Here is a 13,653-nt window from a genome sequence, read left to right as displayed (position 1 = left end):
TCTTCTGACCCAGCGGTCTAGGTCCTCCGACCTAGTGGTCTAGGTCCTCCGACCCAGCGTCGTCGGCTCTCTGGCGTTGAGAAAGTGGGTCGTGGACCCGAGGAGTGATGTCCTGATTGTGAGCCTTCGGGAACCCTAGGTCTGGGATGCCCTACCTGCTCGTCTTCGCGCTCTTGCTGGAGGGCTCGTGACGAGCCGTGGCCGCGTCGAGCCAGGGCTGAGGGGCTCCGTACCGTCCATCACCTGGACGGTCGGAGCCGCGGGCGTTCCGTGACGCGAGCGTCAGGAAGCGGTGTGCTGGGTTACGTGAGGGGCGGGGGTCGGGACAGGCGAGGAGAACTCTCTCGTCTTCTGCTTCTTCGGCTTCAGAAGCAGTGGGGCGCGCTCACCGACCTCCGAAAGCAGGTTGCGTCGGAGCACCTGAGCCGGTGGGCGCCGCACATCCCAGATGAGGGAGACGGACTCCAGGGCGCGCAGCACGTAGTAGCTGATGTCGATCTCCCACCAGAAGAAGCCCTGGTTGGCGCTGTTCATGTAGTGGTGATGGTTGTTGTGCCACCCCTCGCCGAGGGTGATGAGGGCGAGCACGAAGTTGTTGCGGCTGGTGTCCGTGGTCGCGTAGCGGCGGCGGCCGATGACGTGGGCCAGGGAGTTGATGGTGAACGTCCCGTGCATCAGGGCGCAGGTGGAGACCACGAAGCCCCACAGGAAGGCGTCGTAGCCGCCAGCGAGCCAGAGTCCGGCGATGAGCACGGCGGGACCCACGATGTGGTTGCGATCGAGCCAGCGCAGCTCGGGGTATGCGGCGAAGTCGGGGACCTTCTCCAGGTCGGTATGCTCGTGCTCACGGCCGAGCCACCAGCCCATGTGCGAGTACCAGAAGCCGCGCTGCAGGGGGCTGTGGACGTCGCGCTCGGTGTCCGAGAAGCGGTGGTGGACCCGGTGGGTCGAGGCCCACCAGAGCGGGCCCTTCTGGACGGCCGTCGTGCCGAGGAAGCCGAGGAAGAGCTGGAAGGCGCGGCTCGTCTTGTAGCTGCGGTGCGAGAAGTAGCGGTGGTAGCCCGCCGTGATGGCGAACATGCGCACGACGTAGCTGGCGACGGCCAGGGCGACGAGCTTCCAGGTCACGCCACGCATGAGCGCGATCACCGTGCCCACGTGGATGAGAAGGATGGCCGTGACGTTGACCCACTGGCCGAAGGTGGGCGGCGGTTTGGGGCCGGCGATCCGGACGGTGCCGGCAGCAGGAGGTGGGCTGGATGGCTGACTGGAGGAGGCTTCGAGGTCGCTCACGTGGTCGATGAGCATCGACGGTGCGTGTCGTCGGTCCTCCCTGCGTGAGTCATTTTTGGGTCATGCCAGGCCCGTCCCTCGCGCTGTCCCTCATGGAGGAGGAGGACACGAGACGGAGAAGGGGGCCCGCGGTGACCTCCACCCGTCGGGCCTGGAGGCGGTCGCCGTCGAGGATGTAGGGGAAGCCACCTTCGGCCTGGATCGCGAGCCGGTGGGCCAGGTCGTCGAAATGTCCGTCGCCGCCGATGGAGCGGCCCGAGAGCACGCGGGTGATGCGCGGGCTCAGTTGTCGGGACGGGAGAGGGCTGGCGACGCAGTGCAGGCGCTGGGGATCTTCGCCCGCGCGGTAGGTGACGCGCATGTTCAGTCCCAGGTCGGGGACCACGGAGGCGACGACGAGGGACCAGGAGGCCGGGGCCAGCGGGCGTCCGTCGACCTCGATCCGGCACGGGAGCGGATCGAGGACCTGACGCGCATAGGCGCCATCGAAGAAGGACTCGAGGAGGACGCGCGCCGTGATCCGGGCCGCGGTGGTGTAGCCCTCGGCGCCGCCGGCGTAATAGAGGTCGAAGAACTTGGCGACGAGGCCCGTCCCGAAGATGAAGCCGGTCCTCGCCTCGACCCCCTCGGTGGTGGTCGCGTGGACGCGCAAGGTCGGGCGCGGCTCGAAGTCCAGGGGCGCGGTGCCGCGTCTGACCTGGTCGAGGAGCCTCTCCAGGAGTTCGGCAGGATCACCGGTCATCCCCCAGTTGCGGGCCACCGTGGAGACGGTGCCGCCAGGGAGCAGCGCGATGGGCGGCAGGGCGTCGTCGCCGAGGGTCCGGGTCAAGGCCGTGATGCCAGCCATGTAGCTGCCATCCCCACCGGAAAAGACGATCAGATCGGTGCCGCGGTCGGCGATCGACTGACAGACCGCGCCGAGCTGGGCCGAAGTCCGTGTGGGGTGCAGCGTGGCATGGCGGCCGCACGAGGTGGCCATGCGTCGGAGGAGGGCGGGGTTCGTCCGGAGCTTCCGGGCCGTCGTGTTGACGATGACGTCGATGCGCATGGAGAGGGGGAGGCGTCGAGGCGGGCCAGGCTAGACGAACACGCGCCCGACGTCGCCGTGCCGTGCACCCCGGATCGGTCCTCTGCTCGGCCGCGAAGGAGCGCCAGTCGGCTTCGCTCCGGCGCATCGCCGCGGTATGAAGCGTCTGCATGCTTCGCGCCGTCGTTCGAAATTTCCTGATGGGTGGCGTTCTGCTCGCTTGCGCTGCCGGGTGCGGGGCTTCTGCTCCGGCGCGGGCGGCTGCAGGGGGGCGGCTCGGGGAGCTGCGTGGGCTCCTTGCGGAGGAGCTTCGACGCGGGGCCTTCGGTGCGCAGGACGCGCGTGAGGTGGCTCAGGCGCTGGCCGAGGGGGAGGTTCGACGTGCGGCCTACCCTGAAGGCGAGCACCGGCTGCGGGAGCTTCGCCCCTGTGCTCGCGCGCTGCGATCGGAGCTGAGCGAGCGCGCGCTCGGGGAAGACGCTCTGGCACCGCTCGCGGCGATGATCCTGCTCGATGGTGGACTCGCGGACGTCGACACGCTGCGTGAGCATGCCGGTCGGGACATGACGCAGCGGCCGCTGGAGGTGGAGGGCGGGTTCCGCGCGGTGTACGCGCGCACGCTGATGAAGGGGGCGGATGGGCCGATGCGGCGGGCACGGCTGCTCGACGGAGACGAGCACGTGCGGACGGCGGCGCTGCGAGCGTCGATCCTGACGGCGGATCCGAACGATCGACAGGCTCTCCTCGATGTGGCCCGACACGATCCGAACCCGATGGCGCGCTCCCTCGCGCTCCGGGCGGTGTCGCGCATCGGAGGCGAGGCGGTGGTGCTCGCCTTGAAGGATCTGTGGGTGCGAGGAGACGAGCCGCTGCGGCAGGGCATCGTGGAGGCGTGGGCTGCGCCAGCGTCCCTGGAGGCAGGGGGAACACGAGAGCTGCAATGGGTGATCGCCACGCAGCAAGGGGCGCCGGCGATCGCGGCGGCGGCAGCGTTGGTCCGCACTGTCGCACAGGAAGCGTCGGCAGATGCGCTGGGCGTCCTGGTGCGCGCGGTCGAGAGTGGGCTCACTCGGGATCGGGTGTACGCGCTCCGCGTCATTCCGCTCGACGCGCCGACGGCGCGCGCTGTCGTGACGAAGGCGCAGACCGACAAGGATCCGGTCGTGGCGCTGGCCGCTCTGGCGCGTGACCTCGAGGCGACGCCGCCGGCCCCCGGCCGAGCGCGCGTGATGCCCCAGCTCCTGAAGATCGCGGGGGGAAGCTCGAATCAGGCGAGTCAAGCCAAGGGGATGCTCGCACGCGCGGGAGTGCGGGAGGTCGTCCCGTTCCTTGCGCGCGACGTGCCTTCGAAGGATGCGCGGCTGCGCGAAGAGGCCGGTGTCCACCTCGTCGAGCTGGAAGAGTGGGGGCGCGCGGCGCCGCTGCTCGCGGATGCCGATCCGCGCGTCCGCACCGTGGTCGCCTGCGCGATCCTTTCAGGGCGTTGATCGTCGGGGGGCTCGCCGTGTGCCTCGACGTGTCTCGACGTCAGAAGCGCGAGACGAGCTCGAGGCGGACACCTTCGAGCGGCGGGAAAAAACGGCACACGCCCGACACGCAGCGCAAGCCGCCGCGTCGCTGCCCGACGAAGAGGTTGACGGTGTCGAAGATCTGCTCGGCGAGCGTCTCGTGGTTCGTCGACTTCCACTGAAGGCCGCCGTTGAAGTAGTGGCAGAACCCTTCGGTGCGGCCGGGCTCGCATCCTTCTTGCGAGGTGTACTCGACGCCGAAGATGCCGACGAGGTTCGGCGCCCACTGGAGCGCGGTGTAGTTCTCGCCCTCGATCCACCAGCTGACGAAGTTCTCGGGGCGGTAGCGGCGCCGATGGTTACCCTGAAACTGCAGCGAGAACGGGCCGGTCAGGTGCTTCACGATGTCGTACCGCACGTAGGTCTCGCTGTAGAAGATGTCGCCCTCGCCACCGACGAAGCCGCTGTAGGGCTGAGCGGTCTCGGTGTGCCTGACGCCGGCCCAGACGCGGGCGTGAGAGCGGCCTCGCTCGAACTCCAGGTCGGTCCCGGCGCCGTAATCCCAGGCGTTCGTCTGGTTGCCCTTCGAGGTGTCACAGGTGGCATTCTCGGGGTTCAGCTCGGACCAGCTGATGTACCGACCGAGCCATGCGTACACGGCGGTCTCGCGGTCGAAGCGGTAGTCGACGCGTGAGCGGCCCGCCGTGATGCACACGTTGGGGGCGCCGATGGGCTCGATGTAAATGGGCTCGGCGGTCGGTGGCTGGCTGTAGTTGACGAGGCTGAACTCCGGTGCGCCGAAGCCGATGCCGGAGACCGGATCGGCATCGATGTTGGCTGCGAGCGGGAAGAAGCTCCGGTAGTGCTTCCCTTCGAGTGACACGGAGAGAGGACCCCCGCGGGCGTTCGCCGCGGCGTACACGGCGTAGCCGGAGAGGTCTTCGGCCGGGGTGCCCGTCGAGTCGAGGCGGCCGTCCCGGAGCTGCTGCCCCACCACCTCGACGTAGAGATCGCCGTGGCCTCCGAGCGAGGGAACGCTGATCGAGCCGCCGAAATTGCGGACGGCATCGTGAAGGCGGGCGGGGTTGTTCCGCGTGAACTCGGGGTACTGGTTGGCGCAGCGGCCGGTGATCAGCACGCTGCCGCTCTGGATCTCGTCTTCGCCGCGCGCGATGCAGTCGAGGTATTCGCGGGCGTAGGACTTGCGGAAGAGCATCGCCCCGTTCAGCGCGAGCTGCACGTGCTCGGTCCCGCCTTCGAGGCGCCCACCGAGGACGCTGTCCTCCAGGTAGCTGGGGCGCCCGAGCTGGGTGACGTTCACCGGGTTGCCCTGGCTGTCGGCGTAGGCCTCGACGTTCTCGAGATCATTGACACTGCCGCGGCCGGGGAAGCCGAAGAACAGCGGAGAGCCGTCTCCGTGGAGGCGGCGCCCGCTCACCTCGTCGACGCGCAGGGGGTTCATCTGGCCCCCGAAGAGGGTGCTGCCCAGGCGCACGGGTCCGAACTCCCGGCTGGCAGCCACCTTCCCGCCGCGCACCGTGGTGTCGATGGCCAGCTCGTCCAGCTTGCGCACGCTGAAGACGAGGCCGCGGCCGAGCTGGGCGTAGAAGTCGCCGACGGTGACCTCGAGGCCCGGCTGGTTGTAGGCGAGGTTGAGCTTGGCGGGATAATAGGTGTTGAGGAAGCGGGTGTTCAGCTCGCGGAGCAGCGCGGGCCTGCCGAAGGCCACCTCGTTCGTGGCGATGAGGCGCTGAAGCTCGGCGTCTCCCACCGAGGGAACGATGAAGTAGGTGGCCGCGTCGATGCGGACGCCGAGCTGGAAGCGCCACCAGAGGAGCTGCACGTTGAAGCGATCGATCCACTCGCCGAACTCGTCGTCGACGTAGCGCGTGGGATAGCGCGGATCGTCATTGCGGTTGTCGAAGCGATAATCGACGACGGCGGTGTTCGTCACGTCGAGCGTGACGGGTTTGCCGTCGAGGGTGCCGACCTCGACCGCCGCTGCCGGGGGTGCCATGAGGGCACCAGCAAGGAGCAGGCACAGCGCGGGAGCGAGGGTACGGCTCGACACGCTGGCCTTGTACCATGCCCGTTCGACGTCTTGGCGACGCTCCTCTGGGCCCCGAGAGGGAGATGGTGAGCGTCGCGACGCCGTTCCGGTCAGCGCTTCAGGGGCTGCCCAGCGCCTTCTCGATTTCGGCTTCCAGCGCTGCCTCGTCGCCGGGCTGGTAGCCGCCGCGCTTTCTCAGGATCGAGCCGGAGCGGTCGACGAGGACGGTGAACGGAAGCTCGCGCTTGGGGTTGTAGCGGGCCGTGACCGTGGTCTCTTCGTCGAGCAGGACGGGGAAGACCATGCCTCGCTGATGAACGACGTTGCTGACCTGCGAGCGCGACTCGGGGCCGTCGAGGGCGATGGACAGGACGACGAAGCCCCGATCCTTGTTCTTCTGGTACAGCTCGACGAGGTGCGGCATCGCCGCGATGCACGGGTCGCAGGTGGTCGACCAGAAATCGATCAGGACGACCTTGCCCTGGTAGTCCGACAGGCGCGCCGTCTTGCCATCGAGGGTGGGCAGCGAGAAATCAGGGGCCTCGCCCGCGCCACCCGTGGAAGCGGGTCGACCAGCACCTCCGCCGGCTGCACCCGAGCAGGCGCTGAGGGAGAGGCTCACGGCGATGGCGGTGAGCAGAAGACCGCGGCGCGTGAAATGCGTCATGGGCGCGCCATCTCTCATAGCGTGCCGTCGACCACACGCTGGAAGGTGTTCCAGAAGCCCGAGCTGGGGGAGCCCGAGACCACCTGGACGATCGACATGTCCCTCGTGTCGACGATCATGTTCGCCGGGTAAGCGTCCGCGTTGAACAAGGAGCCCAGCTTGTACGAGGGATCGATCGCCGAGGGGTAATCGACCTTGTACTTGCGCGTCCAGTTGTAGAGGTCCCGCTGTTTTGCGGGGTCGCCTGGCGTCCCGCCGTCCGCGAGCTGGAGCAGGAACTCGCCGTGGGGCGCGAAGCGCTTGTACTCGTCCGGCAAGACCTTCTCCGCCTCGTAGTTACAGGGGCCGCACCAGACGGAGGAGACGACAATCAGCAGGGCCTTCGGCTTCGCCTTTCCGGCGCCGTACTGAACGTCCCGGCCCTCGTCCGAATACACGTCTTCGCCGGTGGGATTGTAGAAGTCGGAGAGACGGATTTCCTGCAACGCATCGTTCACCTCCGATGCATTGGCGTAGCCGACGAACTTGTAGTTCGCGATCGTGGAGCCGACCCGGATTCCATAAGGACTCTCGGGATAGGCGGCGACGTCGATCGCGTCCTGCCCGCTACCATTAGGGAATGGAGGAGCCAGCTCCTCGCTGACGCAGCCGCTGAGGAGCGAGAGCCCGACCGCGCCAACTCCGGCCCAACGTACCAGCTCGTCTTTCTGCATGAAGGTCCCGCCTGCGTTTTGATGTAGAAGGTTCATTCTTCCGGGCGTATTGGTGCGAGTCAAGAGTCAGGCGGAGCCTCGCCGTCCGCCCCGAGGTCGAATCATGTACCAGCCGTTGCTTTCTTCCGGGTCCACGTCGAGCGCTGCGTCCGGGCATACCGCGGGGCGGTGGCGAGGCGCAATGCGAGCTCTCCGGGCGTCGTTCGCGCTGGCGGCCCTCGTCGGCGGGGCGGTGACGGGGTTCGCCGCGTGCTCGGTGGAGGAGTGCGTCGGCGGTATCGTGATCGACGGGGTCTGTCAGGGGAAATGCGAGCCGAGCCTCTGCAAGGATCAGAACACCTGTGTGGGGAACCAGTGCAAGCTGCTCTGCGATTCCCACCAGGCGTGCAACACGAACACGCAGGAGTGTTTGCCGGCGGTCGAGGACGAGACCAACGCGAACATCATGGTCTGCCAGCCGAAGCAGAAGGCGGCGGGGTTCGGTGTGGTCTGTCCGTTTGGTCAGCAGCAATGCGAAGGGCTCGCCGCGTGTCCCGATGGTTCTGCGTGTGGAGCCGATGCGTGCGGTGGACGCCCCGAGCAATGCACGGACCGCGGTGACGGGACGACCACGTGCGCCGACGGGTCACCATGCTGCCCTGCGGAGCAATGCATTGGCCTGGTCTGCCTCTCGTCGGGCGAGGGAGACGCCGACGCTTACTGCAGCCTGCGAGGGTGCAGCGGTGACGAGGATTGCCCGGGCGGCTACGCCTGCGGGGTGACGCGGGATCCGCGGGCGGTGTGCGGGACCGACAAGGGGAACCACGCCGCTTGCGGGTTCTCGAGCGAGCCGTGCATCGACCTCGCGACCGCCGGCGACACGTATGCCGAGGGCTCGATGTGCGCGCTGCGGAAGACGTGCATCAAGCGGGACCAGTGCGATCCGTGCGAGAGCGATCTCGATTGCTCGCTGGCCGATGGGACGACCTGCGTGGACATCGGCGGATCGAACCGGTGCGCTCGCGCCTGCAATGCCGACTCGGACTGCGACGTGGACTATGCGTGCCAGGGGGGGTCCTGCAAGCCGCGCTTCGGGAGCTGCGCCGGGGAGGGGGCTTTCTGCCAGCCCTGCCAGGACGATCTCGACTGTGGGCCGAACGCGCTCTGCACGCCGATCGCCGGTCTCGACAAGCAGAAGGCGTGCTTGCCCTGGGAGCGCCCCGATCCGAATGGCCCCGGCGTCGTTCCGGCGTTGCCCTGCACGACGGACGACGATTGCCCGCTCTCACCCAGCGGGATCATGCGTGGCGAGTGCCTGAACGAGGACAACAACTACGAGCCTGGCGATAGCGGGTACGGGCGCTGCTACTTCCCGTACAGCGCCACCGTGCAGCGGTTCGGCTGCTGGTACGAGTGCGACGTCGGTGGGCCGGGGTTCCCGCCGGAGCCGGCGAATCCTCGGATCGATTGCCCCTCGGGGACGACATGTCGGGAAGGGTTCTGCAAATGACCCACGAGATGTACGGGTTGCCCCGAGGTTGACCTCGGGGCGAGCGTGGACTCCCGTGGAGTTGACCCTGCTCTTCGACCGTCGGAAGGGTGCCCGACGGTGGACGGGTCTAGACGACTCCAGTGTGGCGGGCTAACGTCGGCCGACCAGTGGCTGTTGACGTGCAGGCTTGAATTCTCGGTCCGTCCGATACGTCTTTGGACACGAACCACATCAGGCGCGTCACTGGCGACAAGGCCGCTTCGAACCCGGTGGAACCCGAGTCACTGGACTCACCAAGGAGTGCTTCGGAAATGAATAAGAAGACTAGCATGCTCAAGGATACGGCCCGGTCGCTGCGTCTCGCTGCGCTGCCGGTGATGGCTGCCGCTTTCGCCGCGCCCGCCGTGATGACCGGCTGTGACGGCGATGGTCCCCTGGGGAACCTGGCGGCGCAGTGCGGGCTCGTCTGTCCGGTGGACGGCGTGCTCGAAGGCAACGCATCCATCTCCGGCATCGCGAGCATCGACGCCTTCTTCGGCGCGGTCGTGGACTTCACCGGGGCGGCCGGGCAGGTCACCGGGGGCATCACGACCCAGCTCGACGCGCTGAAGGCGAGCCTCGGCCTGGAGGCGGACGCGCCTGTGGCCGATGTCCGTGCTGCACTCACGGCGAAGATCAACGCCAATGTGTCCGGTGGTCTGACCGTGAAGGTGCAGGAGCCGCGCTGCGAGGCGTCCGTCGAGGTGACGGCGAGCGCGGCGGCTTCGTGCGACGTGAACGTCGATCCGGGCAGCGTCGAGGTGACGTGCTCGGGTTCCTGCACGATCGATGCATCGGTGCAGGCGAGCTGCACGGGTGAGGCGAAGCTTTCCTGCAAGGGTCAGGCGCCGAACCTCGCGTGCAGCGGGACCTGCACGGGTGACTGCGACCTCTCGGTCGCGGCCACTTGCGAGGGGACCTGCCGAGGCGAGTGCCAGGGAACCTGCTCCGTCGAGGACTCGGCGGGTAACTGCAAGGGCAAGTGCGACGGCCAGTGCCGGGGTACCTGCGAGCTGACCGCGGGCGGGAGCTGCTCTGGCAAGTGCGAGGGGTCGTGCGAGTACACGCCGCCCAGCGGCTCGTGCGAGGCGACTGCCGAGGCGCGCTGCGAGGCGAACGGCAAGGCGGACGTGAAGTGCAAGGGCGGCTGCGACGGCAAGGTGACGCCGCCGAGCGTGTCCGCGGAGTGCAAGGCGACCGTCGAGGCGAAGGCCAGCGCGAGCGTCGAGTGCACGCCGCCCTCGATCGACATCGCGTGGCAGTGGAGCGCGGCCGTGCAGGGCGATGTCAATGCGCAGGCTGACTTCAAGGCCTTCATCGGCAACTTCAAGGGCTACTTCTCCGGCATGGTTGCCGGCGTGGCGAAGGCCGAGATCCTGGTCGACAGCGGTGCCAACCTCGTGGCTGCTGGTCAGGGCGCCGTGAAGGGCGCGCTCGACGGACTGTCGGCCGAGGCCGACCTGAAGGCGAGCATCGGTGCTGGCTGCGCGCTCGTGGCGCTTCCCGACGTGGCGACCTCCATCCAGGCGTCCACGACCAAGCTCCAGGCGAGCTTGAGCGCGGTGGCGGAGATCCAGGGCGCGATCGGCGGGTAGTCGACCAACGGCCATTCAGGCCAAGCTGGCGCCCGCCTGGCACCTCGCCGAGCGGGCGTCGCTCTTTTGTCGCGGCCCTTCCTCTTCGCGTCTCTTGGGCCGTCGCGCTTCGCTTTCTCCGGCGCGCTTAGCGATTGACTGGCCCGGCACCCGGTCCTAACAGCCACGGGCCATGGCCATCACGTTCGATGCAGCCGTCGCTGCGCTTCGCAAGGTCGTTGCGCCCGACATGGAGCGACCGCTCACCGAGATCGATCGGGTTCACGATCTGGAGATCGTGGGGGACGACGTCTCGCTGGAGGTCGTGGCCACCAGCCCCTTCAAGGCGCAACTCGGGGCCGCCGTCGAGCAGGCGCTTCGAGGCGCGGGCGCCAGAGAGGTGAAGATCACCTGGGATCTGCAGATCCCATCGAGGGACATCCAGGAGGACGATCCCAGCCCGGGCGTGAAGAACATCGTCCTCGTGATGAGCGGTAAGGGGGGCGTCGGGAAGAGCACGGTCGCCGCGAACCTGACGCTCGCGCTGAACCGTGCCGGGGCGAAGGTGGGCCTCCTCGACGCCGACATGTACGGGCCCAGCGTCCCGACCATGTTCGGCGTCATGGGGCGCCCCACGTCGGCGGATGGTCAGAGGTTTCTGCCGCTCGAGCGGTTCGGGGTGAAGCTGATGTCGATCGGCTTCCTGATCGAGGACGCGCGCTCCGCCGTCGTGTGGCGTGGGCCGATGCTCCAGAATGCGTTGCTCCAGTTCATGCGCGACGTGGACTGGGGGCAGCTCGATTACCTCATCCTCGATCTTCCTCCTGGCACCGGCGATATCGCGCTGACGATTTCCCAGAAGCTCCGGACGACCGGCGCGGTGATCGTGACCACCCCACAGGAGGTCGCGCTGCAGGATGTCTACAAGTCGGTCTCCATGGCGCAGAAGGTGGGCATCCCGCTGCTCGGGGTGGTGGAGAACGAGAGCTATTTCATCTGTGATGGGTGCACGAAGCGCCATGAGCTGTTCGGCTCTGGCGGTGGGCAGCGGATCGCGGAGTTCGCCGCGGCACCGCTGATCGGGCAAATTCCCATCGTGCCAGCCATTCGGGAGTGGGGAGACGCGGGGACACCCATCGTCCAGGCCGCGCCCGATAGCGAGGCGGCCAAGGCGTTCCTCTCCGTTGCCGAGCGGCTCGCCGACCGCGCGAGCGCTCAGGGGCTGTCGAGCGAGGGCGGGCCCCGCATCGACCGGAGTGGCGGGGTGAACCGTCACCTGCCGATCATGCGTTAGCTAGGGCTCGCGCAAGCCCGCCAGGTAGGATATGGTTCCGGCCCCTTTTCCCGAGACGGAAGGGGCGACGGTCGCAAGAGCGACTACGCTCTCCACCAAGTGAGCAAGTGCCGTCGCATGAGGCGCGAATGAACAGCGACGAGAACAACACAACGCCGGCTCATGCCTCCCAGGATCACGCTGACCAGGGAGCATCTGAATCATCTCCGTCTGCTCCCGCACCCAGCGAAGCGGTCGAGGCAGCGCCGGAGCCGGTGGAAGGCGTCGCCGCCCCCGCCGCCTCTGAGACCAGTTCGTCCTCCTCAGCGGAGAGCGATTCGGAGCAGTGGGCCGATCAGCCTGGCGACGACATCGGAAACCGCGTGAGGGGGGCGTCGCTTCCCGATGACATCGGAAACCGGAGGCCTGGTGGTCCCGCTCCGTCGGGTGATGGAGAGGGCGCGAGCAAGAAGAAGCGTCGGCGTCGGCGCAAGGGCCCGGGCGAGGGAGCCCAGGCCGGTGAGAACGCCGCCGCGCCCGAGGGGAGTGAAGAGGCCGAGGGAGGCGAGGGCGACGACGCCGAGCAGGCCGGTGGAGAGCAGGGAGGCGGAGAGGGGCAGAAGCGTCGCCCCCGAGGAGCGCCCCAGCCGCCCCGTGAGCGACCGGCGTTCAGCATCGGTGAAGAGGTGTTCGGCCGCGTGAGCCGTGTGACGGAGCACGCGGTCTGGATCGACATCGCCGGGAAAGCGACCGGCTTGTTCGATCGACGCGAGCTGATGGATGACGACCCTCCGGCCGAAGGGGATCAGTTCATCGCCACGGTCGCCAGTACGGGGATGCGCGGTGGGATGCTGGTGCTCTCCCGAGCGACGGCGAGCCTGGACGAGACGCGCACCCGGATCGAGGCCGCGTCGAAGAGCAACGAGCCCGTGTCCGGGTTCGTCACTGGTGTCGTGAAGGGAGGCCTCGAGGTCGACCTGGGGGCACTGCGGGCGTTTGCTCCGGCCTCTCATGTGGACCTCCACCACGGGGCCGACCTGAACTACCTGGTGGGTCAGCGCCTCGATTTCATGGTGACCCAGTACGCCAAGAAGGGGCGCGACATCGTCGTCTCCCGGCGACACGTCCTCGAGGAGGAGCAGCGGAAGGCGCGCACCGAGGCGCTCAGCGCGGTCGAGCCTGGCTCGGTCCACAAGGGGATCGTACGCAAGGTCGTGGCGTGGGGCGTGTTCGTGGCGCTGCCCGACGCGGGGAACGTGGAGGGCCTGGTGCACCTCAGCGAGGCCAGCCATGACCGCGGAGCCAAGCTGAACGATCTGTTCAAGCCGGGCAGCGAGGTCGAGGTCAAGGTCCTGCGCGTGGACGAGAAGGGGAAGCTGTGGCTGAGCCGCAAGGCCATCACCGTCGACCCCTGGGAAGCGGCGCGAGAGAAGTACGCTCCAGGGACGCGCCACAAGGGCCGCGTGGCGCGTCTGCAGCCGTTCGGAGCCTTCATCGAGCTCGAGCCGGGGATCGATGGGCTGATCCACACCGCCGATCTCACGATGAAGCCGATCCAGCACCCGAGCGAGGTGGTGAAGGTCGGCGAGGAGATCGAGGTGACGGTCTCGAACTGCGATGTCGCCGGTCGTCGGATCGGGCTGCACCCCGCACTCGGCGAAGGCGAAGAGCAGGAGACGAGGCAGCGCGTCCAGCAGGGCCGCATGGTCAAGGTCGCCGTCATGCAGGTGACGGACGGTGGACTCATCGTTCGCGTGCTCGGCGTCACGGGTCGCGCGGCGCGTGGGTTCATCCCCGCCGGCCACACCGGGACCCAGCGCGGCACGGATCTGCGCAAGGAGTTCCCGATCGACACCCAGCTGGAAGCGAAGGTGATCGAGGTGGACCCGCGCCGAGGTGAGGCGAAGCTGTCGATCCGCGCGCTCAAGGAAGACGCAGAGCGGCACGCTTACCAGCAGTACCGCGCTGGCGTCGCCCGCGAGGCGAAGTTCGGGACGTTCGCCGACCTGATGAAGCAGAAGAACAGCTGACTTCTCGG

10 protein-coding genes are annotated in these 13,653 nt (G+C 67.9%); 5 read left to right on the top strand and 5 right to left on the bottom strand.

Annotated elements, in window-relative coordinates:
- Window positions 1–282 precede the first annotated feature (282 nt).
- A complete protein-coding gene (locus tag CMC5_RS37290; protein ID WP_082363146.1) occupies window positions 283–1,308 on the bottom strand; it encodes an acyl-CoA desaturase in 1,026 nt (341 codons plus the stop codon).
- Window positions 1,309–1,342: 34 nt separating this feature from the next.
- Window positions 1,343–2,341 (bottom strand): diacylglycerol/lipid kinase family protein, encoded by a 999-nt coding sequence (locus CMC5_RS37285; protein WP_050434856.1) that lies wholly within the window; start codon window positions 2,339–2,341, stop codon window positions 1,343–1,345.
- 149 nt (window positions 2,342–2,490) lie between these two features.
- Here CMC5_RS37285 and CMC5_RS37280 point away from each other — a divergent pair, with 149 nt between their 5' ends.
- Window positions 2,491–3,807 carry a hypothetical protein gene (locus CMC5_RS37280; protein ID WP_050434855.1) on the top strand — a complete coding sequence of 439 codons (1,317 nt, stop codon included), beginning with the start codon at window positions 2,491–2,493 and terminating at the stop codon, window positions 3,805–3,807.
- Window positions 3,808–3,847: 40 nt separating this feature from the next.
- Here CMC5_RS37280 and CMC5_RS37275 read toward each other — a convergent pair whose 3' ends face one another.
- The 3 genes from CMC5_RS37275 to CMC5_RS37265 all read right to left on the bottom strand — a co-directional run bounded on the left by CMC5_RS37275 (window position 3,848) and on the right by CMC5_RS37265 (window position 7,258).
- Window positions 3,848–5,899, bottom strand: coding sequence for a hypothetical protein (locus CMC5_RS37275; RefSeq protein WP_245678081.1), 2,052 nt, complete (start codon window positions 5,897–5,899; stop codon window positions 3,848–3,850).
- Window positions 5,900–5,996: 97 nt separating this feature from the next.
- Complete coding sequence (locus CMC5_RS37270) at window positions 5,997–6,545, bottom strand: peroxiredoxin family protein (protein WP_050434854.1); 549 nt, start codon at window positions 6,543–6,545, stop codon at window positions 5,997–5,999.
- A gap of 14 nt (window positions 6,546–6,559) precedes the next feature.
- Window positions 6,560–7,258 carry a TlpA family protein disulfide reductase gene (locus CMC5_RS37265; protein ID WP_245678080.1) on the bottom strand — a complete coding sequence of 233 codons (699 nt, stop codon included), beginning with the start codon at window positions 7,256–7,258 and terminating at the stop codon, window positions 6,560–6,562.
- Window positions 7,259–7,439: 181 nt separating this feature from the next.
- Between CMC5_RS37265 and CMC5_RS37260 the strand changes: the two genes are divergently transcribed.
- The 4 genes from CMC5_RS37260 to CMC5_RS37245 all read left to right on the top strand — a co-directional run bounded on the left by CMC5_RS37260 (window position 7,440) and on the right by CMC5_RS37245 (window position 13,645).
- Complete coding sequence (locus CMC5_RS37260) at window positions 7,440–8,747, top strand: hypothetical protein (protein ID WP_050434853.1); 1,308 nt, start codon at window positions 7,440–7,442, stop codon at window positions 8,745–8,747.
- Between the two features lie 311 nt (window positions 8,748–9,058).
- On the top strand, window positions 9,059–10,363 hold the full coding sequence (locus CMC5_RS37255) for a hypothetical protein (protein WP_050434852.1): 1,305 nt from the start codon (window positions 9,059–9,061) through the stop codon (window positions 10,361–10,363).
- A 172-nt stretch (window positions 10,364–10,535) separates the two neighbouring features.
- Window positions 10,536–11,636: an Mrp/NBP35 family ATP-binding protein gene (locus CMC5_RS37250; RefSeq protein WP_050434851.1), complete on the top strand. Its 1,101-nt coding sequence runs from the start codon at window positions 10,536–10,538 to the stop codon at window positions 11,634–11,636.
- 362 nt (window positions 11,637–11,998) lie between these two features.
- The gene (locus CMC5_RS37245) at window positions 11,999–13,645 is read left to right on the top strand and encodes a S1 RNA-binding domain-containing protein (protein WP_245678079.1); all 1,647 of its coding nucleotides are present in this window, start codon (window positions 11,999–12,001) and stop codon (window positions 13,643–13,645) included.
- The last annotated feature ends 8 nt before the right edge of the window (window positions 13,646–13,653 follow it).

Source organism: Chondromyces crocatus (assembly GCF_001189295.1).
In the GTDB taxonomy this organism is placed as follows: Bacteria; Myxococcota_A; Polyangia; order Polyangiales; family Polyangiaceae; genus Chondromyces; species Chondromyces crocatus.
The sequence above is the reverse complement of the archived record's forward strand: the minus strand, read 5'-3'. Positions and strand labels throughout refer to the sequence as shown.